The 24,020-nt window shown below is 69.8% G+C and carries 19 protein-coding genes and 4 pseudogenes; 17 read left to right on the top strand and 6 right to left on the bottom strand.

Annotated elements, in window-relative coordinates; translation table 11 throughout:
* Positions 1 to 220: 220 nt before the first annotated feature.
* Positions 221 to 1,159 (bottom strand): MarR family transcriptional regulator, encoded by a 939-nt coding sequence (locus IE206_RS31060; protein ID WP_189967989.1) that lies wholly within the window; start codon positions 1,157 to 1,159, stop codon positions 221 to 223.
* A 275-nt stretch (positions 1,160 to 1,434) separates the two neighbouring features.
* Between IE206_RS31060 and IE206_RS31055 the strand changes: the two genes are divergently transcribed.
* The 8 genes and pseudogenes from IE206_RS31055 to IE206_RS31020 all read left to right on the top strand — a co-directional run bounded on the left by IE206_RS31055 (position 1,435) and on the right by IE206_RS31020 (position 9,297).
* A complete protein-coding gene (locus IE206_RS31055; RefSeq protein ID WP_189967988.1) occupies positions 1,435 to 2,019 on the top strand; it encodes a hypothetical protein in 585 nt (194 codons plus the stop codon).
* 419 nt (positions 2,020 to 2,438) lie between these two features.
* The gene (locus IE206_RS31050) at positions 2,439 to 3,005 is read left to right on the top strand and encodes a hypothetical protein (RefSeq protein ID WP_189967986.1); all 567 of its coding nucleotides are present in this window, start codon (positions 2,439 to 2,441) and stop codon (positions 3,003 to 3,005) included.
* 659 nt (positions 3,006 to 3,664) lie between these two features.
* Positions 3,665 to 5,203, top strand: coding sequence for an SDR family oxidoreductase (locus IE206_RS31045; RefSeq protein WP_189967984.1), 1,539 nt, complete (start codon positions 3,665 to 3,667; stop codon positions 5,201 to 5,203).
* A gap of 50 nt (positions 5,204 to 5,253) precedes the next feature.
* Positions 5,254 to 5,576, top strand: a pseudogene (locus IE206_RS31040) (deoxyribodipyrimidine photo-lyase); the annotation flags it as partial.
* Positions 5,577 to 5,619: 43 nt separating this feature from the next.
* Positions 5,620 to 6,463, top strand: a pseudogene (locus IE206_RS31035) (transporter).
* A gap of 692 nt (positions 6,464 to 7,155) precedes the next feature.
* Positions 7,156 to 7,404 carry a hypothetical protein gene (locus IE206_RS31030; protein WP_189967982.1) on the top strand — a complete coding sequence of 83 codons (249 nt, stop codon included), beginning with the start codon at positions 7,156 to 7,158 and terminating at the stop codon, positions 7,402 to 7,404.
* Positions 7,405 to 7,636: 232 nt separating this feature from the next.
* Positions 7,637 to 8,026: a hypothetical protein gene (locus IE206_RS31025; RefSeq protein WP_189967980.1), complete on the top strand. Its 390-nt coding sequence runs from the start codon at positions 7,637 to 7,639 to the stop codon at positions 8,024 to 8,026.
* Between the two features lie 731 nt (positions 8,027 to 8,757).
* A complete protein-coding gene (locus IE206_RS31020; protein ID WP_189967978.1) occupies positions 8,758 to 9,297 on the top strand; it encodes a GNAT family N-acetyltransferase in 540 nt (179 codons plus the stop codon).
* 276 nt (positions 9,298 to 9,573) lie between these two features.
* Here IE206_RS31020 and IE206_RS31015 read toward each other — a convergent pair.
* Positions 9,574 to 10,446, bottom strand: a pseudogene (locus tag IE206_RS31015) (ATP-binding cassette domain-containing protein); the annotation flags it as partial.
* 524 nt (positions 10,447 to 10,970) lie between these two features.
* Between IE206_RS31015 and IE206_RS31010 the strand changes: the two are divergent.
* From IE206_RS31010 to IE206_RS30995, 4 genes are all read left to right on the top strand, one after another.
* Positions 10,971 to 12,971, top strand: coding sequence for an ATP-binding protein (locus IE206_RS31010; RefSeq protein ID WP_226599139.1), 2,001 nt, complete (start codon positions 10,971 to 10,973; stop codon positions 12,969 to 12,971).
* Positions 12,972 to 13,148: 177 nt separating this feature from the next.
* Positions 13,149 to 14,786, top strand: a complete 1,638-nt coding sequence (locus tag IE206_RS31005) for an MFS transporter (protein ID WP_189967976.1) — start codon at positions 13,149 to 13,151, stop codon at positions 14,784 to 14,786.
* 1 nt (position 14,787) lies between these two features.
* Positions 14,788 to 16,149 (top strand): carotenoid oxygenase family protein, encoded by a 1,362-nt coding sequence (locus IE206_RS31000; protein ID WP_189967974.1) that lies wholly within the window; start codon positions 14,788 to 14,790, stop codon positions 16,147 to 16,149.
* 95 nt (positions 16,150 to 16,244) lie between these two features.
* Positions 16,245 to 17,702, top strand: a complete 1,458-nt coding sequence (locus IE206_RS30995) for an alpha/beta fold hydrolase (protein ID WP_189967972.1) — start codon at positions 16,245 to 16,247, stop codon at positions 17,700 to 17,702.
* A 353-nt stretch (positions 17,703 to 18,055) separates the two neighbouring features.
* Here IE206_RS30995 and IE206_RS30990 read toward each other — a convergent pair whose 3' ends face one another.
* Positions 18,056 to 18,529 carry a MarR family winged helix-turn-helix transcriptional regulator gene (locus tag IE206_RS30990; RefSeq protein WP_226599138.1) on the bottom strand — a complete coding sequence of 158 codons (474 nt, stop codon included), beginning with the start codon at positions 18,527 to 18,529 and terminating at the stop codon, positions 18,056 to 18,058.
* A gap of 88 nt (positions 18,530 to 18,617) precedes the next feature.
* Between IE206_RS30990 and IE206_RS30985 the strand changes: the two genes are divergently transcribed.
* From IE206_RS30985 to IE206_RS30975, 3 genes are all read left to right on the top strand, one after another.
* Positions 18,618 to 18,908 (top strand): hypothetical protein, encoded by a 291-nt coding sequence (locus tag IE206_RS30985; protein WP_189967968.1) that lies wholly within the window; start codon positions 18,618 to 18,620, stop codon positions 18,906 to 18,908.
* Positions 18,909 to 19,211: 303 nt separating this feature from the next.
* Positions 19,212 to 20,684 (top strand): FAD-dependent monooxygenase, encoded by a 1,473-nt coding sequence (locus IE206_RS30980; protein ID WP_189967966.1) that lies wholly within the window; start codon positions 19,212 to 19,214, stop codon positions 20,682 to 20,684.
* A 105-nt stretch (positions 20,685 to 20,789) separates the two neighbouring features.
* A complete protein-coding gene (locus IE206_RS30975; RefSeq protein ID WP_189967964.1) occupies positions 20,790 to 21,239 on the top strand; it encodes a hypothetical protein in 450 nt (149 codons plus the stop codon).
* A 265-nt stretch (positions 21,240 to 21,504) separates the two neighbouring features.
* Here IE206_RS30975 and IE206_RS30970 read toward each other — a convergent pair whose 3' ends face one another.
* Both IE206_RS30970 and rpmF read right to left on the bottom strand, forming a co-directional pair.
* Positions 21,505 to 22,677 (bottom strand): GTP-binding protein, encoded by a 1,173-nt coding sequence (locus IE206_RS30970; RefSeq protein ID WP_189967962.1) that lies wholly within the window; start codon positions 22,675 to 22,677, stop codon positions 21,505 to 21,507.
* A 5-nt stretch (positions 22,678 to 22,682) separates the two neighbouring features.
* Positions 22,683 to 22,853 carry a 50S ribosomal protein L32 gene (gene rpmF / locus IE206_RS30965; RefSeq protein WP_189967960.1) on the bottom strand — a complete coding sequence of 57 codons (171 nt, stop codon included), beginning with the start codon at positions 22,851 to 22,853 and terminating at the stop codon, positions 22,683 to 22,685.
* A gap of 70 nt (positions 22,854 to 22,923) precedes the next feature.
* Between rpmF and IE206_RS43850 the strand changes: the two are divergent.
* Positions 22,924 to 23,098, top strand: a pseudogene (locus IE206_RS43850) (permease); the annotation flags it as partial.
* The gene (locus IE206_RS30955; protein WP_189968081.1) at positions 23,096 to 23,467 is read left to right on the top strand and encodes a hypothetical protein; all 372 of its coding nucleotides are present in this window, start codon (positions 23,096 to 23,098) and stop codon (positions 23,465 to 23,467) included. The pseudogene IE206_RS43850 and the gene IE206_RS30955, both read left to right, overlap by 3 nt.
* Here IE206_RS30955 and IE206_RS30950 read toward each other — a convergent pair.
* Entirely contained in the window at positions 23,460 to 23,957 is a 498-nt protein-coding gene (locus IE206_RS30950) for a hypothetical protein (protein WP_189967958.1), read from the bottom strand. The genes IE206_RS30955 and IE206_RS30950 overlap by 8 nt on opposite strands.
* Positions 23,958 to 24,020: the final 63 nt, after the last annotated feature.

Below are 24,020 nucleotides of genomic sequence, written 5' to 3'. Positions count from 1 at the left end.
TCCGCAACGCTTGGGGATCGGCTCGACTCCGTCGAGGAGCAGCTTCGCGGCCACCGTCCCCCCGTCCGTGCGGACGTGCTCGGCCTCGGCGGCCGCCCTCAGTGCGGACCGCCTTGACGGCCGCCGGGAAGCGGTCTCCGCGTCACGCACGGGAAAGCCACGAAACCGCCCGCACGGAGACCTGCGCCAGGGCGGGTTCGAGGTGCCGTCAGCTTCGCCCTCACCAGCCCCTGGCGTCGTCCGAGCCACTGAGTAGGTCCCTACCGAGCCGGGTCGGATGGTGGTGGACGGTCTGGGCGTTGCGGAACGTGTCAATCAGGCCGGCCTCGCGTAGGGCGGTGGCCTGCCGGGAGGCTGCGGCAGCAGACAGGCCCAAGACCGCCGCGAGGTCTCCGGTGGTCAGGGCCGGAGTCTTGACCACGGCAGCCAATGCGGCCGCCCTGGAGGGGCCGAGCAAGGCTGCCAAGGCCAGGCTCGGCGCGCGCGATGCGGGGTCACGGGCAAGGACGCCGTTGGTCGCCGGGTACGTGATGGTGACCGAGTCGGCTACGGGGTTGAAGCTGAGCCCGGTCGCGAGCGCCGAGGGCTGAAGAACCAACGGGCGGCCTTCAAGTGACTCGTAACAGTCGTGGATGGTGTTCAGGGCCAGTACCGACCCGTCCCAGTGCACCATGGGGTGAAGAGTGCGCAGCATGACATCGATACCGGAGGTCGCAGCCCGGGTACCGGCCCGAGCCGAGGCGGTGGCCACAACAGAGGTGATCTGGCGTCGGAACGGATCCAACGCGATGGCCTGGAAGCCGGAGACCAGCTGCCCCAACGCCTTGTACGCGGGAGCATGTCCATCGGCCAGAGCGGTGGTGAACGGTGTCAGGGCACGGGCCCGAGCCAGGTCACGCACGTGGAGTGCGGTCTCGGTGGAGTCGGGATCGATGGCCGGGTGCGCCGGCGTGGCCCGGCTGGGGCGGGAGGCCAATCCGGAGAACGTCGGTAGATAGCCCGGGGTATAGAGGTCGAACAGCCTGGCGTAGCCCGGGTTCCAGTTGCGGGTGACCTCACGCCGCCACTGTGAGAGATGACTGGCTCGGGTCCCGTCGGCCAGCACGGCGCCGCCCAGGGCGAGTTCGTAGCCGAAGTCGGGCGAATCGGCGATTTGCATCCGTTCCAGATCAGCGGTGCCAAGGCGTATCCGTATCAACGTGAGTCCCCCAACTCGTGCCCTGCGTTGATGTCCTGAGCCTTTGCGCGCGGGCGCAAAAGTGTAGTCGGACGACCGGTCGGCGGGCAATCGTGGAGGCACTGAGCCACCGCGGAAACAGCGTTCCGAGCACCCGCCCATGGCGCTCTGCTCAGCACGAGGACGCCCACCACCACCTGCGTGGTTCAACGCTGTCGCACCATCCAACTCACGGACAGGAACAGGGGAACCACGGGATGATCAAGAAGCTCGCACTGCTCGCCGCGGCCGCCGGAATGCTCGTCGTGCCGCTGGCGGGGACCGCCTCGGCGCAGACCGCCCCCCGCCAGCCGGTCAAGGCTGAGCAGGTCGCACCGGGCAAGCCCGGCAGCGTGGTGCGCTACACCGTGACGAACGGGCATCGCGACTACGCCGGCACGTCCGTGTCGCCGCGCACGGCCCTCGGCTGCAGCGTGATCAACATCGGGCAGCCCGGCAACATCTACTACGGCGGTGAGTACGCAGGGCAGGTCGAGCAGGAGTACAACACCTGCAACGGGCAGGCGTTCGCGCACTGGCAGTGGGCGGGCGGCTTCCAGAACTCCCACCCAGGCGCGTGGGTGGACGTCAACATCATCTCCTACTACGGAGGCCAGATCGGATACGGCGGTGCGTACACCTACACCAAGGACGTTCCCACGGGCGCAGTTGACATCCACTCGGCGAACCCGGACGCCTGGCACGCGCAGGCGATCGTGAACGGCTGCGGCTCCTGGGCGAAGGGCACGGAGCACTGGTACGGCGGGCAGGACTGGGACGGCCCGCACTCGGGCGGCTGCTGACCCTGCCCGGCAGGAAACGGTGAGGCCGGTGCGTCGACCAGACGTACCGGCCAGACCCGCACGGTACGGACAACGCCGTCATGCCGAGAGCCATGCATGGCCGAGGACACTCTGCCGCTCGATCACCGGCGCATTCTCGGCACAGTGTCGGGGAGCCGGTGGTGCGGCGTCGACCAGGAAGACCGGCAACTGCCCTGTCGTCAGGGGCGGTAGTGCGCCTGATCGAAGGGCGCCCCGTGGCCGGGGCCACCAAGGGGGTGTGAAGTTCCGGTCACGCCTGCCCCATGGGAGGGCAAGGATCCTGCTGGTCGCTCAGTGTTTACCTTCGGGTTCTACTCGCATAGACCCTGGCGGTGGTGTCATGCCGTCAGCTGCCCGGCACGTCCTGGCCGGGCTCGGATTGCGACGGAGACCCCCACATGCCTGTCATACGCCAACTCGCCCCTACCCTTGGCGCGTTCACCCTCGCCGCGGGCGCCCTGATCCTGGGCGCGGGCAGTGCCCATGCCACCCCCACAGCCACGCCGTCCGCCCCCGCGGCGGTCTCGGCGTCGTGTTCGCAGTCGTATCTGCCGCTGCCCGATCCGGTCTGCCAGCCCGGCGCGTACAACCCTGACGTGACCCAGTCCACGATCGGTTCGACGATCTGCGTGTCCGGCTGGACGTCGACGGTGCGGCCGCCCACCAGCTACACCAATCCCTTGAAGGTCCAGCAGATCGCGGCCTACGGCTACAGCGACACCAGCACCGCCGACTACGAGGAAGACCACCTGGTGCCCCTGGAGCTGGGGGGTGCGCCCCGGGACCCGAAGAATCTGTGGCCCGAGCCGCGTTACAACACGGGCGGCAAGACCGCGGGAAACAAGGACACCGTCGAGAACAAGCTCAAGGTCGCGGTCTGCAACGGCCAGGTCCCTCTGGACGCGGCCCGCGCCGCGATCGCGGCCGACTGGACCACGGCACTGGCCGCTGTCGGCCTGAACTGACCTCCGCAAGCGGGGATGGCTCCTGCGGACCGGTGCGCTCACCGGTCCGCAGGACCGATATCCGCTCTGGGCGGAGCCCCTCCCGGCCTGCCCTGCCTGCGTCGTGTACGTAGACATGGCGGGCCCGGCGGCGTTGTGGCCATAGCTCCCTGCACGGCAGCGACGCTCCGAGTCGCCGAGACGGAAGGCAAGGCGGACCGGTACGTTCTGCCCCACCTCACCTCGCCTACCGCATCGCGGAGAACGCGATCGGCCGCATCATCGGACACGAACGGAGCCCGCAGTTCCCGGAGGGCCGCACGAGGGTTGCACGGTCACTGAGCACTGTGCTCACGGGACGGAGGAGGGTCCGCGGGCCGGGGTCATCCGGCGCTGTTCCCCGGCCGACCGGCCGCGCTGCCACGCCGACGGTGTTGCAGGCCGACGGCGGGCGACCCGCTGAACTCTGGGCCGGCGGCCGTGGCCGTACTGAGGCGGGCCCACGGGGGCCTGTGCTTCCGCGCGGGGCTCTGGTTGAAGTTGCGGCGAGCCCAGATGCGGGCTCAGCTTGCACGACGCGGCCGTCGGCCGTGCCGCCTCAACAGGTGCGGTCGCGCCCTTGCGGTCATGATCGAACCACAGGACGAGCAAGCGGTGTGGCGGTGAACGCTGGGAGGGCGATGGCCGTGAAGAGGGACGGACAGCGGAGCACGGAGCATCTGCACTGCCTGGTCACCGGGGCATCCGGGTACATCGGTGGGCGCCTGGTGCCGGAGCTGCTGAAGGCCGGCCACCGGGTGCGCTGCCTGGCGCGTTCCCCGGACAAACTGCGCGACCACCCCTGGACGGGGGACGTCGAGGCGGTGCGGGGTGATGTGTCGGACGCCGAGTCGGTCGCCGCGGCAATGCGCGACATCGACGTGGCGTATTACCTGGTGCACGCGCTGGGGACGGGTTCGGGGTTCGAGGACACCGACCGCCGTGCGGCGCGGATTTTCGCCGAGCAGGCGCATGGAGCCGGAGTACGGCGGATCGTCTATCTCGGCGGGCTGCTCCCACGGGGCGTGCCCGAGCATTCCCTGTCCCCGCATCTGCGCTCCAGGGCCGAGGTCGGCCGGATCTTCCTCGAGTCCCCAGTGCCTGCCACCGTGTTGCGGGCGGCTGTGGTCATCGGCTCGGGCTCGGCGTCGTTCGAGATGCTGCGCTATCTGACCGAGCGACTGCCGGTTATGGTCACACCCAGTTGGGTGCGCACCCGCACGCAGCCCATCGGGGTCCGCGATGTGTTGCGCTACCTCACCGGCTCGGCCACCATGCCGGCCGACGTCAACCGGGCGTTCGACGTCGGCGGGCCGGACGTTCTCACGTATCGCGAGATGATGCGCCGCTATGCCACGGTCGCCGGGCTCCGGCGGCGGGTCATCATGCCGGTACCGGTGCTCACCCCACGGTTGTCCAGCTACTGGGTCGGCTTCGTTACGCCCGTTCCGCCCTCCATCGCCCGGCCTCTGACGGAGTCGCTGCGCCATGAGGTCGTCTGCCACGAGCACGACATCGCCCAGTACGTCCCCGACCCTCCGGGCCGGCCGCTGCCGTTCGACGAAACCCTGGCCCTGGCGTTGCGGAGGGTGCGGGAGGCGCAGGTCGCCACCCGCTGGTCGTCCGCGGCCGTGCCGGGAGCGCCCAGCGATCCGCTGCCCACCGATCCCGACTGGGCCGGCGGCAGCCTCTACCAGGACGAGAGGCAGGTGCTGGTCGACGCGTCCCCACAGGCGCTGTGGAAGGTGATCGAGGGTATCGGCGGCGACAACGGCTGGTACTCCTTTCCGTTGGCCTGGGCGGCCCGCGGCTGGCTGGACCGGTTCGTCGGTGGTGTCGGTCTGCGCCGCGGACGACGCGACGCCGAGCGTCTTCGGGTCGGTGACTCGCTGGACTTCTGGCGGGTCGAGGAGATCGAGCCGGAACGTCTGCTGCGCCTGCGGGCGGAGATGCGGCTGCCGGGCCTGGCATGGCTGGAGATGCACGTCGAGAGGGATGGCCAGGGCCGTACCCAGTACCGGCAGCGTGCCCTGTTCCACCCGCGAGGCCTGCTCGGCCACACCTACTGGTGGTCCGTCTTCCCCTTTCACTCCGTCGTCTTCGGTGGCATGGTCCGCAACATCACCCAGGCCGCCACCAAGGGCATGAGCACCCGCGGGAGCGCTCCTCGCGGCCAGTGAAAGCACCAGCAGTCACGCACGGAATCCGCACCACCGCGCCAGGGGACGCCATGACCGTCGCGGTCGTCCTCTTCACCTCGGACCCGCGTCTGCACGCCATCCGCCACTGCACACCGCGTCGAAGGCGGCGGACGGGGTGGTGCCGCTTTTCGTACACGATCTCGCGAACTGCGCGGCAGGCTTCGACGCCCCCAACCAGCAGGCCTTCCTCGCCGACTGCCTGAGCGACCTCGACGCCTCCCGGTGCCGACGCGGCAGGTATCGCGTCGCGCGCGCAGGACCAGCCGTCCGGGAGGTCTGCGCGGTCGCTGCTGAGTGTGAAGCCGCGGAAGTGCACATGGCTGCGGGCGTCACCGGATGCGCCCACCACCGTGCAGCCGCAGCTGTTCAGCACGGCAGGTGGTGTGGCCGAGGTGATGCAGCGTCTGGCTGCGGTCGAGGCGGATGTGCAGGACCTCGTCGAGGCACACATGGAGACGATGCTGGGCGACAGGTTCCTGGCGAGTGAGTACGCCATCGACTGCGGTGGCGAGGGCGGGCGGATCCACTCGCTGGGACGCGACGAGAACGGGACGCCGGTGATCGTCGAGTACAAGCGCGGCACCGACGCAGGCGTGATCAACCAGGGCCTCTGTTGTTACACGGCCTGGCTGACGAACCACAAGTACGCTTTCCGGAACCTGGCCCGCGACCGGCTCGGGGGCACGGCCGCGTCCCAGATCCTGTGGAGCGCACCGAGGCTGATCTACGTGGTCGGCGACTTCACCCGCTACGACGCACACGCCGTACATGAGCACCGGCGCTCGATCGACCTGGTCCGCTACCGGTACTTCGGCAGCGGCCACTTCGGCCTTGAGACCTGCCCTCGGTCACGGTACTCGGCCAAGGAATAGTGGGTACGGCGCCGCGCGGCCCGGGCGCCGCCGGTTCGGAAGCAGGGCGGTGCCATACCCGAGCCGGCTGAGGCGGTCGACGAGGCCCTCGTCGGGCTCGGGCACGGTGTCACCCGGGCGCAGCGCAAGCAGTACCGCGCCCCCCCAGCGGCTGCGGAACTTCGCTTGCCTCATCCCGCCCCAGCAGACCAAGGTGATGGTCTACCTGATGGCCGATCGAACGACGGTGGACCTTGTGCCGGGCTTCACGCGGGATGTGACGGGGCTTGGCCACCACGGCACGGGCGACCTGGAGGTGCAGCTGCGTACGGACCGGTACCTGGAGCGGGCCCAGGACCTGTTCCGCCTCAGCTACGCCGCGGCATAGCGGTGTCCGCCACGGCAATGTGCGGCAGGGATGTGGAGTTGTGGCTGCTGTCGTGGTGCTGCCCTCGAAGACCGGTCCTCAAAGCCATTGTCCTGCCGAACTTGATGGGCGCAAGGTCGAGTGTGGTAACTCGGTCGCGTGATCTTCGGCTCCGGCAAGCATGAAGGCGGGGCCTTCGGTCCAGCCCGGGATCGTCCAATTCTCAACGGGCTGATCAGGGTTTGCCGAATGGCCGAAGAGCAACGAAGCAAGCCCTCGCCGTGAACGCCGCCGACCCCAAGAGGTGCCGTGCCCCTGTCCGGTGGTCGCTTCCCACGCTGTCGGAGATCGTTACGGCCACCCCGCGGTACGCGGCGCGTGACGTCGTCGAGATGCGCCGTCGTGAGACGAACTCGGCAACGCCGCACAGGAGTTTCGTCGGCGCCCTGGCGCAGTGGCGAAGAGCATGGGTGCCTCGCGCTCGTGGCGCGCAGCCACACGGGTGGTTCTGTACGGAGTGCTTACGCCCGCGTTCGGCTTATTGATGCCTTGGCCGTACAGGGAACTTGGGCCGGCCGCGGTGCCGGACCCGTGGTCGTCGGTCGGACCATCCGGCGTGCCGACAAACGGATCTCGGACATTTGCGCATTAACCTCTCGTCACGTTATGACGTGGCGGATCGCGTACGCGTCCGCTCAACGCTCGGAGAAGATATGCGCAAGCCTCGAAAGACCGCTGTCGTAGCCGTCATCCTCAGCGCCATGGGCTTCCTCGGCACCGGCTCCGCCTACGGACACGAACACGAACACGAGCACGCCGGTAACGAGACCAAGACGCTCGTCATCAACCAGAGCAACACATGCATCACGGTGGAGGACAACACCGACGCACAGGGCCAGTCCCAGAACACCAACGTCGGCTCAAGCCAGGGCTGCGACAACACCGTCATCCTCGGCAAGTAGCTCTCACGGCTCCCGCAGCCCGGGGCCCGACCCCCGGGCGGCGGGGCGGCTGTGGGGAAGACGGATCCGCAGCCGACGTCGACGAAGTGCGATCGAGCAGTACGAATCTGCCCCAAGCGGCAATGCCCTTCATCGTCGTGCGCCACAGTGGGCGGATGTCACTAGGGGCGGTGAGCCGCGGAAGCCGGGCATCAGAACTCGCCGACGGTACACAGCAGTTGGTGCGCTGGTCGTGGTGGCTGCGACCGGGTATGGACTTCTGCTCTGGAAAGGCCCCTGGTGGTTCGACGGCTCACCTATCCGATCCGGTAACCTGCAGCCCGCCGACGGCGTGGTGATCACCGGGCTGCGGACCACGCTCGTTGCCTTGGGGGCTGCGGTCGTGGCGGGCTCCGGACCGATGTACACCCACTTGAGCCTCCAGCACGCGCGGGCAAAGGACCTGGGGGAGGCCGTACTTGCGAGGGAAAGCCACGTCACAGGCCGGTATGCAGAGGCGATCGAGCTACTCGGCTCGGACAAGGCGACAGAGCACCTCGGCAGCATCTGTGCGCTGGAAAGAATCATGAAGGATTCCGAGAAGGATCACTGGACAGTGGTCGAGGCGCTGGCCTCCTTTTGAACTCGCAACACGATCTTGCAGAGATGTGATGGCCGAGTGTGGCTGGTGTGATGATCCGGCCGTTCGCGGGGTGTGAGTACGAGCCTGTGCTTCCCTCCCTTCGGAGCCCCCGCCTTGATGTGCACACCGAGGGGCCGGAGGTCGCCCGGGGACAGGCGGCCGATGCTGGTCGGGCGTGACCGGTGTGATGATCCGGCCGTTCGCGGGGTGTGAGTACGAGCCCGTGGATCTTGGACGATGACTTGTGGTTGCTGATCGAGCCGCTGCTGCCTGGCAACTCCTCCTTCTGGAGCTGGGGTTCGGCTCTGGACAGACGCATTGGCGGTGCCCGGACCACATCGCGCCCATCGCGGGACGGCTCGGCCGACCGTGGTGGTGCCCCGTGGCCGCGCCTTTATGGTCGGCAGCAAGGGACGAAGCGACTTCCCCACAGTCGTTGATCAGCCGTTGATGGGTCATTGATCGGCCGCTGGCTCACTGGGAGTCAGTGTTCCGTTCGCGATCTTGGAGGACCATCATGCTCAGACGGGCAGTGTTGATAGCGGTCGGTGCGGCGGCGGGCTTGGTGCTCGGTATCGGAGGTACCGCTGTCGGCGCCGGTTCAGCCGCGCCCACCGCGGTGGACGTCGCGAGCCCGGTAACTCCCGCAGCCTGCGCCGGCAGCCCGGCAAGTTGCATATGACGGGCCGTAGTTGCGGCATGCCAGAGCCGACATGTCACGGCAGGGGTGGATGACGGACATCGTGACGCGTCGGCTTCGACTACGGCGGTTCAGCCGTACCGACGCGTCGGCTAGGGCCCGCTACCGCTCTGATCCCCGAGTCGCCCGCTACCAGACCTGGCGCTCTCCGATCAGTCATGCGCAGGCCGAGGCGATCGTTGCCGACTACCTCACCGAGAATCCAGAAGGGCCTGGCTCCTTCCAGTACGCCATCGAGCTGTACCGGCGGCCTGGCTTGATCGGTGATCTCGCCGTCGCGAGGGAGGCCGGCCCTGATCGGGCAGTGCTGGGCATCACCCTGCCGCCGGACATGCACCATCAGGGCTACGCGACCGAAGCGATGACCGCTGTGGCGGACCACCTCTTCGCCACGGGCGTGGAACGGATCACGACCACCTGCGACGTCCGCAACACGGCTTCCGCCAAACTCCTTCGACGAGTGGGCTTCGAAGAACAGGGGCGGGAAAAGCAATACGTGGCGCAGCGCGGCATCCACGCCGACGTCCTGCTGTTCGGGATGTCGGGCGAGCAACTGCGCCGTTCTCTATGAACCTGCCGGGAACCCACCGGGTTCAGCGGCGACCACCGAGCGCACTCACGCGCGAACACCACAGGAGGACACGATGGACGGAGCACGCCCGGGAGACCGTTTCGCGCCGGCCGATGAGAGCGAGGCCGACATCGACTCTGCGGACACACCCGGTCTGCTCGACGAGGCGGACGAATCGGAAGACCTCCCGTAGCCGGTGTGCCGGCGCTGGCGGGCGCCGGGTCTCTCGTCCAGCGCATGGCAGGGGTCGCCGACCGCGCCTGGCCCGGCTTCCGCCTCAACAAGCTGCCCCTCACCGGCCGGCTCGTCCATGATGAGCAGGCTCGGGCGCCGGTAGAGGGCTCGGGAGCAGGCGTTCCGCTGAAATGGGCCGCCAGACAGCTCCACGCCGCCCCACAGCTCGCGCGCCAGCAGCATGTCGAGACCGTGGTGCAGGTCTTCGACCGCGTTGCGCATGCCGACCGCGTCGGTCGCCTCCCCTACGGAGCCGTCGTCGGCGGTGCGGGGCCGGCCGAGCGTCACGTTCTCCCGCACGTGCAAGGGCCACCGGGCGAAGTTCTGCGGGACGAGTCCGGTGAGTGCCCACACGGTGTGCGAGTCTGCGTGGGAGAGGTCGATGCCGTCCCACGATGCTGTTCCCTTGTCGGCCAAGAGAATGCCGGTGATCAGGCGCGGGAGGGTGGACTTGCCGCTGCCGTTCTCACCGACGATTGCCACGGTCTCACCACGCCCCAGGGTGAGGGAGACATGATTGACCGCAGGGGTGTCCTTGCCGGTACTGGTAGACGACGTCGTCCAGGTGGATCTCGCCGACCGATTGGGGAACCGCCGCTGCGCCGCGCTTGGGTGCGAGATCGTCGGCGAGGTCGAGGGAGGACCGAATCTCGGAGTGGTAGAGGCTCGTGTGGAACATGGCAGCGCCGTAGATGACGAGCGGGGACAGGGCGGCCAGGGACGTTTGCACCGCGACGACGGCGGTGGCGGCGGTAGCGAGTTCGACTCGGCCGGTGACCGCGAGCCAGGCCAGGGTTGCCCAGGCACAGGCACGAAAGCCCCCGCCGTTTGCGGCAACTGCCCAGGGTGATGCGCAGCATACGAGGGGCGTCGCGTGCGCCGGTCGATGCGTTCGGACAGGGCGCGGTACCAGTACCGGCGGGAGGAACGTCCCGCGGTACAACGTGGCACGGGTAGTCGGGACCGTCTTCTGATCCATGTGGTCCGGGACGATGCCGTTCGCCTAGGGGGACTTCGTGGTCCGGTGCGTCAATGGTGTGCGTGACGCGTGTGTGACAGTACAGGCGATGCACAGCGCCGCTGCCTTATCCAGGCCGCCCGGCATACTGGCAGTCGTCGGCAGCCAGACCGCGGCCAAGTCCGACCCCGTCCACGCCCCCCCTCCGCACCGGTCCGCCAAGCAACGAGCCTCCTGGCCTGCTCCCGTCCGGTGACGAGGCGTGTCACCCTTCGGTCCACCATCTCGTGGACCCGCGGCGGCCCGATGCCTAAGATCAAGCCGGCCTGTGGCCAGACAAAGTCATCATTCGCTGTGACTCGCGGCATGGTGAGACGGAGTGTACCGGCGATGAGTCCCGTGGTGCGTGGTCACCGGGGCGCTCAACGGGGCCTCCGGACACGCCGGTATTCGGCGCCGTGACGCAGGGAGGGGAGGCGCCGTGGCGTCCGTAGGGGAGAGACTGAGCAGGGCGCGCGAGCGGTCCTTCATCGGCAGGGAGGAGCAACTCGGCTGCTTCGGGCAGGCGTTGGCCGGTGATCCGCAGGCACCGTTCGCGTTCTACGTGTACGGGCCGGGCGGCATAGGGAAGTCGACGCTGGTGCGCTGTCTGGCGGACCGGGCCCGTGCGGCGGGCCGGCTGCTGGTGGAGCTGGACGGTCGCTTCGTCAGCCGGGATCCGGCGGAGTTCGAGCGGGCGGCGGGCCCGTTCCTGGACGTTCCCGGCACGGTGTTGTTCGTGGACTCCTTCGAGCACTGCCAGTGGCTGGAGAGCTGGTTGCGGCAGCGCTTCCTGCCCCGAGCGGCGGACGACACCTTGGTGGTGCTCGCAGGCCGCCTCGCACCGCAGCCGCAGTGGACCTCCGATCCCGCATGGGCCGAGATCCTGCACGTCAGCGAGATCGGGCCGTTCTCCGAGGAGCAGGCACGAAGGCTGTTGGAAGCGGCGCGGATCCGGCCGGAGCTACGGGAACGGATGCTGCAGTTCGCCGGCGGCAATCCGCTGGCCCTGTCGCTCGCGGCGGCCGCGGGATCGGCGGGCTGGGGAGGAGAGGAGACATGGTCTCCTTCGGCCGACGTTCTGCGCACGCTGCTGGCAGGGCTGATCGGGGAAGTTCCGACCGCGGCTCACCGGCGTGCCCTTGAGGTGGTGGCCCAGGCGCATGTGACGTCCGAGGAACTCCTGGGCGCCGTCCTGCCCGAGGAGGACACCCATCTGCTGTTCGGCTGGCTGAGGGAATTGCCGTTCATGGAGTCCACCGCTCGTGGGCTCTACCCGCACGACGCCGCGCGGGAGACGCTGGCCGCGGACCTGCGCTGGCGCGCCCCCCATGCCTTCACGGCGGTGCGCCGGCGGTTGGCGGAGGAGTATCTGCGCCTGCTGCGCGAAGGGACCGAGGAGCGGGCCAGTTTCATTTCCGACGAACTCTTCTACCTGTTCCGGGAGTTGGGAAGCCGGGCGCGGCGTGGCAGGTGGACCCCTGAGGAGGAGGTGCACGAGCGCCCCCTGCAACCGGACGACATCGAGGTCGTGCTGCGCATGGCCGAGGAGACCGAAGGCCCCGCCTCCGTGGACCTGGTGCGCTACTGGCTGGAGCGTCAGCCGCAGGGATTCGGCGTCTTCCGGTCGGTGAGCACGGGCGAGACCGTGGCGTTCACCGGCCGGCTCGTCCTGCCCGCACCGCCCGACCCCCAGGACCTCGCCACCGATCCCGTCGTCGCGGCCGCCTGGGAGTACACCGCCGCCACCGCGCCGGTGAGCCCGGGTGAGCACATCGCCATGACCCGCTTCTCGATCTACCCGGACCGCTATCAGGTCCCCTCACGCGTCATCGACCTGAGCAACTCCCGCGCCCAGGGTGAGGCCGCCCGTGCCCGCAGCCGGGCGCACGGCTTCGTCATCTACCAGGATGCCGACGCCTGGGCCGAGCGCCTCAAGGGCGTCATGCACGACACCGGCGCGCGGCCGCGAGTCGGTCAGCACTCCTACGGGCTGTTCTGCAACGACTGGCGGCAGGTGCCGGTCGAGGCCTGGATGCGCCACCTCATCACGGCGACCGCGGTGCCGGCCCCGTCCGGGCCCTCGGGCTTCTCGCGCACCGCGTTCGACCAAGCCGTACGCGAAGCCCTGCCGCACTGGCGCGATGCCGGGGCGTTCGCCGTCTGTGCCCTGATGCGTTCCCGCCTGGCGGCGGACTTCGCCGACCCCGTCGAGGAGCTGCGCGCCTTGCTGCGCCGGGCCGTCGACGACCTCGCCAGTGACCCCCGCGGAGTGCGCGCTCGCGAGGCCCTTGCCGCCGGCTACTTCTCCGGCGCGCCCACCCAAGAAGCGGCCGCCCGCCGCCTGGGGCTGCCGTACGGCACCTACCGCCGCCACCTGCGCCAGGGCCTGGACCTGCTGTGCGGAGCGCTGTGGGAGCGTGAGTTGCAGGGGCCGTTCTGAGAACTGCCTGGTGACGGCGGTGAGTTGACGGTCTCCACCGCGAGTTTCGGCACGGAAGGAGGGGAGCTGGTGCGCCCGGGCGGTGCGCGCCACGCGGAGCCAGGTGGACAGGAGTGGACAGTCGCCATCCCTGTCCGGTCTGGAAAGTGGACAGCACTTGGCACGAGTGTCTGCGTCATGAACGATGCACGCACGCAGGAGCGGAAAGCGCGTGGGGCCCACCGGCCCGGAGCAGCGCTCGCGGTGCTCGCCGCCGCGCAGTTCACCGTCATGGTCGCCACCTCGGTCGTGAACGTGGCGCTGCCGCAGATCCGCGCCGGAGTGGGCCTCTCGGACACCGGAACCACCTGGGCGGTCAACGCCTACGGCCTGGCCTTCGGGGCCCTGCTCCTGGCGGGCGGCCGGGCAGCCGACCTCCTCGGCCGCCGTCGGGTGCTTGGCGCCGGGCTCGGGCTGTTCGCGGTGGCCTCGCTGGTGGCGGGCCTTGCCACCGGCCCGGGCCTGCTCATCGCCGCCCGGACTGCCCAGGGGCTGGCCGCCGCGGCCATCGCCCCCGCCGCGCTCGCCCTCGCGATGGACCAGTTCCCCCCGGGCCCCAAGCGAGTGAAGGCGCTCGGGGTATGGGGCGCGGTGTCCGGAGCCGGGGGAGCGGGCGGTGTTCTTCTCGGCGGTGTGCTCACCCAGGCCGGTGGCTGGCCGTGGATCTTCCACGCGGTCGCACTCGGGGCGGTCCTGGTCCTGGCCGCAGTGGTGGCACTCGTGCCCAAGGCGGCCCGGCCGGAGCCCGGACGGTTCGACCTGCTGGGCACCGCCACCGTCACCCTCGCTCTGACCTGTCTGGTCTGGGGTCTGACCAGCGCCCGCGGCGACGGCTGGACCGACACGAGGGTGCTGGGCGCCCTCGGCCTCGCGGCGCTGCTGCTCGGGGCCTTCACCGTGATCGAGCACCGCAGGCCGTACGCGCTGATCCCGCCGGGGCTGCTGTCCACCGGGCGGGTCGCCGCGGGCAATCTGCTGATGGCACTGCTCGGCTCCGTGTGGATCGCTCTGTTCTTCTTCCTGCCGCTCTATCAGCAACAGGTCCTCGGATCCGGCCCGTTGGCCACCGGGGCGGGCCAACTCCCGCTCGCCGCCGCCAGCATGCTCGGCGCGACACTGGCTCCCCGCATCTCCCGGGGCATCGGTGCGACCGCGACCGTGACCGGATCCCTGCTGACCGAAGCCGCAGGACTGCTATGGCTGGGAAGGATCAGCGCCGACGGAAGCTACCTCGCCGACCTCCTCGGCCCGACCCTCCTGGTCGGCCTGGGACTCGGCGTCGCCCTGGTCCAGCTCACCGCGCTCGCCGTGGACGGCGTACCGCGCCAGGACGCGGGTGTGGCCGGCGGCCTGGTCAACACCACCCGACAGGTGGGAGGCGCGATCGGCCTCGCCGCCCTGGCGACCCTGGCGGGGTCCGTCACGACCCACGCACACCAGCCGCCACTGGAAGCGCTCACCAGCGGCTATCGCACCGCCTTCACCGTCTCGGCCGCACTGCTGGCCGCCACCGCGGTCCTCGCCCTGCCTCTCACCCGTCGAGCCCGCGGCGCCCTGCCGCCGGCGGGAGCCCGCCCCCATGGTTGGGCCCCGGCGGGACCGATCGACCGACGGCGCACCAGTCGCCTGATCCACACCCCGCCGGCCGCACGGCGCGCCTCGCGAGGCGGCCCCCGCCGGGATGCCGCGCCGCATGGCACGAAGCGGTCCGTAACACCACCACGCACGCCCCGCACGACGACCTTCCAGACGTTCGACACACCCCGGAGGACCTGACATGACCAGCAAGCCCTACCTCACCGGCCACTTCACCCCCCTCACCGAAGAGGTGACGGCCATCGACCTCACCATCGAGGGCTCGCTGCCTCCCGAGCTGACCGGCCGGCTGCTCCGCAACGGCCACAACCCGAAGCCCGGCGTCACTCCCACCCACTGGTTCAAGGGCAGCGGCATGGTGCACGGCATCCGGCTGCGCGAAGGCCGCGCCGAGTGGTACCGCAACCGCTGGGTGCACACCCCCGCCCTGGACGGCGCCCCCTATATGACCGAACAGGGCCCCGATCTGACGGCGAGTGCCGCCGGCACTCACATAATCGAGCACGGCGGCCGCCTCCTTGCCCTGTGCGAGTCGAACCTGCCCTTCGAACTCACCCCGGAGCTCGAAACCGTCGGCGCCCACGACTTCGACGGCAGGCTGCGCACCGCGATGACCGCGCACCCCAAGGAGGACCCGCTGACGGGCGAGCTCCACTTCTTCGGGTCCTCGCCGTTCCCGCCGTACCTCATGTACTACGTCGCCGATGCCAAGGGCGTCGTCGTCCACAGCGCCGAGGTCCCCGGCGCGACCGCCTCGCTCAAGCACGACTTCGCCCTCACCCGCCGCCACGTCGTCTTCATCGAGGGCAACGTCACCTTCGACCCCGACAACCACTCCGGCATCCCTTACAGCTGGAGCGACCGGCAGCCCGCCCGGATCGGGGTCATGCCCCGCGGAACGGACGGGACCCAGTACGTCCGCTGGTTCTCCATCGAACCGGGCAACATGCTGCACGTCTCCAACGCCTATGAGGACGGCCAGGGCCGCATCGTCCTGGAGGGCCCCACCGTGGATCGCGAGGGCTTCCGGCTCTCCTGGAACTGGTGGGCCGGCGCCCCCGGCCGCGGCAGCGAGCCCGCCGCCCGCTCCTACACCCGCCGCTGGGTCGTCGATCTGGCCGACGGCAGCGTCGACGAGCAGATCATCGACGACCTCGCGGTGGAGTTCCCGACGATCAACGAGCAGTACCTGGGCGCCGAGAGCCGCTACCAGTACGCGATTTCCTTCCCCGATGAGAAGGGCTTGGGCAGCTACGGGGTCGTCAAGTACGACCGCACCACCGGGGCACGCCGCATCCACCAGGTCGGCGACGCCCGCATGCCCAGCGAGGCCGTCTTCGTGCCCGCCGCCAGCGCCTCCGGCGAAGACGACGGCTATCTCCTCACCGTCGTCTCCGACCTGAAGCAGGACGCATCGCAACTGCTTGTCCTGGACGCCTCCGGACTCGACCGGATCGCCACCGTCCACCTGCCCCACCGGGTGACCGCCGGAGTGCACGGCTCCTGGATCCCCGACAGCGACCTGGAGAACTCCGAGGGCTGACCCCCTCGCTCCGCCCGACCCGCACACCCCCGAAACCCTCGCTCCACGCCTCCTGCCCGCACACCGGCCGAGGCAGCCGACCAAGGAAAGCCGACATGACAAGAAACCGGAAGTACGCAGGCTTCATCGCCGCCGCCCTCGCCGTACCGGCGCTCGCCCAGCCCCAGGGCGGTGACCGCCCGGCCGCCGGCTCGGCCATCGACTGGCGCGCCTGCGCCGACGCGGACTTCAAGGGCATGCAGTGCGGCTCGGTCCAGGTGCCGGTGGACGGGTCCCACCCGGGCGCCGGCAGCCTCGGCCTCGCCATGGTCCGCCGTCCTGCCGACGATCAGGCGCACCGTCAGGGCACCGTGCTCCTCAACGACGGTGCGGGCGGCTCGGCGATCGAGCAGCTGCGCCTGGCGATGCACATCCGCATGCCGGAGTTCGCCGGTGACATGACCCAGAAGTTCGACCTCGTGGCGGTGGACCCGCGGGGCGTCGGGCACAGTACGCCGGTCGTGTGCGGCGAGCCGCTCAAGCCCGCGGGAATCACCCACTTCCCCAAGGACCGGGCTGCGTTCGACGCGCTCGTGTCCCACAACCGCGCCTTCGCCGAGGACTGCGTGCGCCGCAACGGCGCCATCACCTCACACCTCGATCTGACCAGCACCGCACGGGACTTCGAAGCGGTACGCAAGGGCCTCGGCGAACAACAGGTGAACTGGTACGGCATCCACTACAGCACGCTGCTCGGACGCACCTACGCCCAGCTCTACCCCGGCCGTCTGCGCACCATGATCCTCGACACCGCCCTCGACGACACCGGTGCGCCCCTCTCCCGGATCACTCAGGAGGCGGCCACCGCCGAGACGGCCTTCAACCGCTTCACCGCCTGGTGCGCCACGTCGAAGGACTGTGCGCTGCACGGCCAGGACGCCGCGGCCGCTTACGACGCCCTCGTCGCCGGCGCGGACCGCGAGCCGATCCCGACGAAGTCCGTGGGCCACCAGCCGCTGACGGGTGAGGACATCCGTGAGGCCACCCAGGACTACCTCACCCTGACCCTCCACTGGCCGGAGCTGGCGCAGGCCATCGTGAAGGCTCAGGGCGGCGACGCGACGGACTTCATCCACGACCCGGACGACACCCTTGACCCGGTCCAGGTACAGGTGCCGGCCTGCCTGGACAACGCCCGCCCGGTCAGCACGCTCGCCCAACTGTCCAAGCTCCAGGCCGAGTTGGCGCGAGTGTCTCGCCACCTCGGCGGCGCCGTACGCTCCTACAAGGCCATGGCCGGCTGCCTCGGCTGGCCCATCCCGGCCGAGCCCGTCGCGGCGGGCCCCGCGGTCCACGGCGCGCCGCCCGCGCTGGTCCTGCAGTCCACTCACCAGGCACTGGCCCCGTTCGGGGCGGGCGCCGCGATGGCCGCCCAGTTGCCCGGCAGCGTCGTCCTCGCCCGCGAAGGCGACGACTACAGCATGTTCCTGTCCTCCCGGTGTGTCAGGGAGGCCACCAACCGCTACCTGACCGCACGAGCGCTGCCCGCCGCCGGCACCGTCTGCACGGACTGACCCCACGTGATGCAGGTGGCCGGAAGCGTCCTCAGCCGTCCGCGCGATCTAGAGCGAGGCCGTTGGTGCAGGTGGGAGCCACGTGAACCACATGCGTCGTCAGTGATGGCGAATGGCACGTGAGGGAGAACGAAAGGCGAGGCGCCTCCGTCGGATTGCTCCGGCGGGGGCCCTCGCGCGTTGTTCTGCGTCACGGAGCTGATGCGCTCGATGTGTCCGGCCCGAATTCCGGCGAGGTCGCTCTGCGGTGTTGTCCGCCGCGGCAGCATCTTTCCGCGTCGGCGGCATCGCCTCCCGCCGATTCGCGAAGCTCGCCCGGATCGGCCGCTGCGAGGCAGAGCCCGTGACCCGTGTCAGTGCGAACGGTTTACGTCGTCCTGGGCGAGCGACTGCGTCAGGTGTTCCAGGCGCATGGCGAAGGCGGCGGCCTCGTCCGGCGGCCACGTCGCCATCTCCTCCGCCACGAAGGACTCCATCGCCCCGCGCAACGCCCTGACCGCCCTCTCGCCCTCAACGGTGAGGGCCAGCCTGGTCGCACGGGCGTCGGTAGGGTCGGGACGACGGGCGATCAGCCCGGCCTCCTGCAGCCGGGTCGCGTAGCGGGTGGTGACGGTGCGGTCCATCCCGATCGCCTCGGCGAGCTTGGTGGCGGTGGCGGGTCCCACACGGGCCAGCCCGGACAGCACCGGGTAGGTCGTGGCGTCCACTCCCTCCACCCCGGAGGTCAGCCGGCCGTAGAGCCCGGCGCGGGTGGCGCGCAGGGTCAGCGCCCCGATGGCCGCGGCCACGCGCGCGGCGGACGTGCTGTCACGTGTCGTTTTACTCACCCCTCGATGATACGTGCAAAAAGCACGGAGTCTTGCTATCGTAATCTGCGTGCAGAAAGCACGTACATCAAGCACGCAAGGGACTGTCATGTCGCATTCGTCTTCGCACCAGCACCAGCCCGCCGTGCGCCCGGAAGATGTCCTGCCCGAGGGCGTCGACTCGACCGCGATCAACGGGATGACCGTCCGCAAGGGGTCGGTGGCCGCATTCGTCGCCAACGCCCTACGACTGGACGAGCTCACCGAGGGCACTCCCGAGTACGCAGCCCTCGTCGCGCAGATGAGGGAACTCGCTCCCGCCCTGCGTGCCATCGGCCTCAACGACGTCTTCCGGCCTCACTCCCCGGCAGTGGAGCGGATCCTCGCCGAGGCCGCGTAACGCGGCACGTGCGGCCGACGGCCGTCCGGCGCCCGGGGAAGCGAACACTGCGCACCGTCGGGCGTCGAATCGTCGAGCGGTGCGCCGGTCGGTGACGATCAGGTCATTTAGCGCCCCCTCCGGGACTGCCCTGCCTCGCCCTGGAGGGGCCACCGGCGGCTCGGTTTGTCGAGGCATGAAGAAACCGGGCGATGCCCGAACTCCCCGTTGCTCCATGGTGCGTCGACGTCCGTCTCATCCGACGGCACTCGAAGCGGGGAGCGTTGAAACGCAATGGGACACGAGTGAGAGGAAGTGGTTGCCATGCTCGACGTGCTCATCGCCGGGGCCGGCCCGGTGGGGCTCTGGCTCGCCGCGGAGCTGCGCCTGCACGGGGTGGAGGTGGCTGTCGTGGAACGCCGGGCGGCGCCGGACGGACGGTCGCGCGCTGTCGGCATGCAGGCCGGCACGCTGGACACCTTCGCCACCCGCGGCCTCGCGCAGCGGTTCATCGAACGCGGCACCCCGGTGCCGACCGGCCACTTCGGGGCGGCGACCACCCGGCTGGACTTCTCCACCGTCGGGGCGGTCCACCCCTTCATGCTGGCGCTCGGCCAGTCCGTCACCGAGCAACTCCTGGAAGAGCACGCGGTCGCCGTGGGCGCCCAGGTGCTGCGCGGGCAGGAGGTCGTCTCGCTCACCCAAAGTCCGGACGCCGTGGAGGTGGTGATCCGGGCCGGCGGCACCCACCGGACGGTGCGGGCCCGCTGGGTGGTGGGCTGCGACGGCACCCGCAGCGCGGTACGACAGGCCGCAGGCATCGACTTCCCCGGCCAGGACACCACGCTGACCGGGTGGCTCGCCGACATAGAACTCGACGATCCGCTTACCGCGCCGCTCGCTGCCACCGGGCCGGCCGGTTCGTTCCTGGCGGCCCCGATCGGCGACGGCGTCCACCGGCTGGCGGGACTCTCCACGGCCACCATGCACCGCGGGACCGGAGAACCGCTGACCCTGGAGGAGGTGCGTGAGCAGACCCGCACGCTGCTGGGACGGGACCTCGGCATCCGCAACCCCCGGTGGCTGTCGCGCTACGGCAACGCCACCCGCCAGGCCGCGCGGTACCGGGCCGGACGGGTGCTGGTGGCCGGGGACGCGGCGCACATGTTCTTCCCGGCCGGTGGGCAGGGCATGAACCTCGGCATCCAGGACGCCACCAACCTGGGCTGGAAGCTGGCCGCCACCCTCCAGGACCGGGCGCCCGACGGGCTGCTCGACAGCTACGACACGGAGCGCCGGCCGGCCGCCCGCGCCGTCATCGACAACACCCGCGCGCAGCTCGCCCTGTTCGCCGCGGCGAGCCCGGAGCAGATCGCCCTGCGCGAGGTCTGGTCCGCCGCGCTCGCCGAACCGCAGACCAACCGCCAGTGGGCCCGCCGGATCGCCGGCTTCGACGACCCGGTCTCAGCCGACACCACACCCGGCGCCCACCCGCTGAACGGCACCCGACTGGCCGGCCTCGCCCTCGACGCAGCCGACGCACCCACCGCCCACCCATTGATGCACCACGGCCGACCACTGCTGCTGGACCTCGGAGGGACACGGACACCGTGCCTCGCCGATGGCGTGGAGCAGCGGGCAGTGACGGTCAACACTGAGGCGGCGCACGCGATCTGGCGGGACGTCACCGCCGTCCTGATCCGTCCGGACGCCCGGATCGCCTGGGCCGGCACCGACACCGACCCGCAGCGCCGGGCCGCCGACTGCCTCACGGCCCTGCGTACCCTGTGCCGCTGAAGCTGCTCGGCGAGCCTTATGAAGCACATCTGAGATGGGTGCGGTTCTTCTGAAGTGAAGGACTGATCAAGAGTGGTTGTCAGTGGTGGGTGCGAAGATCGCCGTATGGGAGTTATCTATGGCTATTTCGCTGCTGCTGACGATGACGACGCGGTCCGGGCCGTGGTGCGTGATGACGACGAACCAACTGCGACGGGCTATGACGGGTTTGATGTCAATGCTGCGGATCCGACCACCGACTTGCTGCCAGCAGAGGTGATCTTGACTGGTCGGTCGGCGGAGACCATCCAGGCTGACCCGCGGCATGGGCACCTGCTCGCGGTCGTCGACGAGGGAGAGTTGCTGTGTCTGACGCTGACGGATGCCCTGCGTGATGCGCTCGCTGTCGCTGATCGCGGTTCACTGGCCGGTGTTGCCCAGGAGTGGGCAGTATCGGATGTGTTTCCCGCACCGCCGGATCCGGACGGCCTTGCCGAGTTCCTCAACCGGGTCGCCGATCTCGCGAGCCGGGCTGTTGAACGCGGACACCGCCTCTACTGTTGGATCTGTGTTTGATGGGCTCGTGTGGCCAGGCTTGAGCCTTGGGGAGCTCGACCGCCTGCTGGGCCTGGTCGAACGAGCCCCGCACCACCTCCAGACCCTCCACCCGTCCTCGGGCAGCCGCCTCCCGGGGCCTCCAACTCATCGAACAACGAACCCATCCGGCACCCCTCCTCCACGCCACGGTAGAGACCGGAAGGCCCGAGCACACCCCGATCAGCGTCCTCCCGACTCGATGCCTTCCCTGCGGAGGAACCGCACCCAACGGAGTTTGCAGGGCTCAACCCGGCATGCGCTCGTGCTCACAGGTGTCGTCCGTGCCGTGGACGTCCCAGGTGGGGAACGGGTCGTGCTGTGGTGCCGACTCATCCGGGTGTACGAGGCAGGCGTCCAGGGCGCGGTGCAGTGCGTCGGAGTTCAGCCCCGTCCCGATGAAGACCAACTCCTGGGCCTGCCCGCCGCATTCACGCATGCCGGACGGTTCGAACCGGGCGACGGCGCCGGCCTGTGACCACAGTCCGGTCACCCGGTCGCGGCCCGCGAGCCAGAAGAAGCCCTTGGAGCGCAGGATGCGGCCGTAGGCGCCGCTGTCGAGGTTCTCGGTGACGAACTCCCACAGTCGTCCCGGGTGAAAGGCCCGGTCGGCTCGGTAGACGGTCGAGGAGATGCCGTACTCCTCGGTCTCGGGAACGTGGTCGCCGTTGAGTTCCATGACCCAGCCCGGCGCCTGCTGCGCGCGCTCCAGGTCGAAGAGGCCGGTGCCGAGGAGGTCCGAGGGGGCTACCCGGCCGTGCTCGGCGGTGATGACGCGGGCGGCGGGGTTGAGCCGGGTGAGCGTCGCCCTCAGTCGGTCGGCCTCGTTCTGCGCGACCAGGTCGAGCTTGTTGAGGACGATGACGTCGGCGAACTCGATCTGGTCCATGAGGAGATCGCTGACGGTTCGCTCGTCGTTTTCGTACTGGTCGAGTCCGCGCTCCACGAGGCCGTCGCCGCCCGCGAGTTCGGGCAGGAAGTTCGCCGCGTCCACGACCGTGACCATCGTGTCGAGCCGGGCCAGGTCGCCGAGCGTGGCACCGTCGTCGCGGGGGAACGCGAACGTGGCGGCGACGGGCATCGGCTCCGAGATCCCGCTCGACTCGATGAGGAGGTAGTCGAAGCGACCCTCGCGGGCCAGTCGGTCCACCTCCTCCAGGAGGTCGTCGCGCAGGGTGCAGCAGATGCAGCCGTTGGTCATCTCGACCAGCCGCTCCTCGGTGCGCGACAGCGCCGCCGCACCACCGCGCACCAGGGCCGCGTCGATGTTGACCTCGCTCATGTCGTTGACGATCACGGCGACGCGCAGGCCTTCCCGGTTGCCCAGGACATGGTTGAGCAGGGTCGTCTTGCCCGCTCCGAGGAACCCGGAGAGGACCGTCACGGGGAGCCGCTGGCCGACGGTCGTGCTGGTCGTCATCGCGGTCAGCCCTCTGGTCGCAGCAGCCCGCGCTCGTACGCCTTCACGAGCCGCTGTGGCACCTGGTGGACGGTCCCGTCGACGGTGACCGGAACCAGCTGGGGCGTGCTCGCCTTCCACTGGGCGCGGCGGTGACGGGTGTTGGAGCGGGACATCTTCCGCTTGGGAACGGCCATGGATAAGGGACCTCCGTCGTCGTGGTGAGGACGTCAGCGTACATGAAAATGAAAACCATTAACATCTGTGGTCCCGCCATCGGTACTGGAGGCCTTCGCCGGCTCACCGCGACTGTCGGTGCTGCTGCTCGGCGTACTCGCGGTGGTTCTGTCGAATCTCCTCGGAGGCGGACGCCTTCGTGGCAGCGTCCTTGTCAGGGTTCTCCGCGACGGCCCGGCTCGCCTTCGTGATGGTCGGCTTCATGGCGCTCTTCCGCGTACGCCACCCTGATGGCCCGGAGGCGACGGACCGCGGGCGCACCCACTCCTCGGCCGGTCCCAAGACGGCCTGGCTGCTCGGACTGCCCGCGCTCATGCTGCTGTTCGTCCCGCCCGCCCTCGGCTCGTACACCGTGATCGTCAGCTGCTCTGCGGCGGATGCCCGGGTGGTGAAGGTGGAGGTCCACGGGATCGCCGCCCCGCCGGGCGACGCCTGGGTCACCGTCACCGTCACCGGGACGTGGCGGCCCGACGCGAAGGCCCCGGCTCTCGATGCCACCGGGCTCAACCGCATTCCGCAGCCCAAGAACCCCTATCGGGACACCGCACACCCTGACCGGACCCGCGTCAGATGATGTCGACCGTCACGGCGTAGTTGCCCTGGCCCGGCCCGCAACGCATCGCTTCACCACAGGAGTTGCGGTGGGCCAGGACCTGCGCAGTGCCGGTCCGGCGGGCGGTGAAGTCGGCGGCGGCGATGCCGCAGCCCGCGCCCGGCTCGCAGGTCCCTGTGGGCGTGCTGCCGCTGTTGCCGACAGGGGCCAGGGTCTGGGGGTTGGAGCTGGTGGGGGCGGACCAGTAGGTGCTGCGCAACCGGATCAGGACCCTCGTGCCCACCCTCACCTTGATGACCTTGCCTGCGGCGTGCTCGTCGAGGGCGATCGTCGGGGCCGGCGCGGAGGCGGATGGTCCCGGGACCGGAATGGATGCGGCACCCGGCGTCCGCGGCGGTAGTGGTGAACTGCCCGGTGACGAACAGCCGTTGACCGCATCGAATGCCAGAGCAACGGTGAGCGCTGCCCAGCCGATGTGTGCGCCGCGGCGCTGACGCGGTCGAGGAGTCATGCAGTCTCCAACGGGCGTGCCCCTGGTTGATACGAGGGGTGCGGGGACGAGCCGTCCGGCTCG

Source organism: Streptomyces violascens (assembly GCF_014649955.1).
GTDB classification, from domain to species: Bacteria; Actinomycetota; Actinomycetes; order Streptomycetales; family Streptomycetaceae; genus Streptomyces; species Streptomyces violascens.
This window is presented reverse-complemented; position numbering and strand designations above follow the sequence as displayed.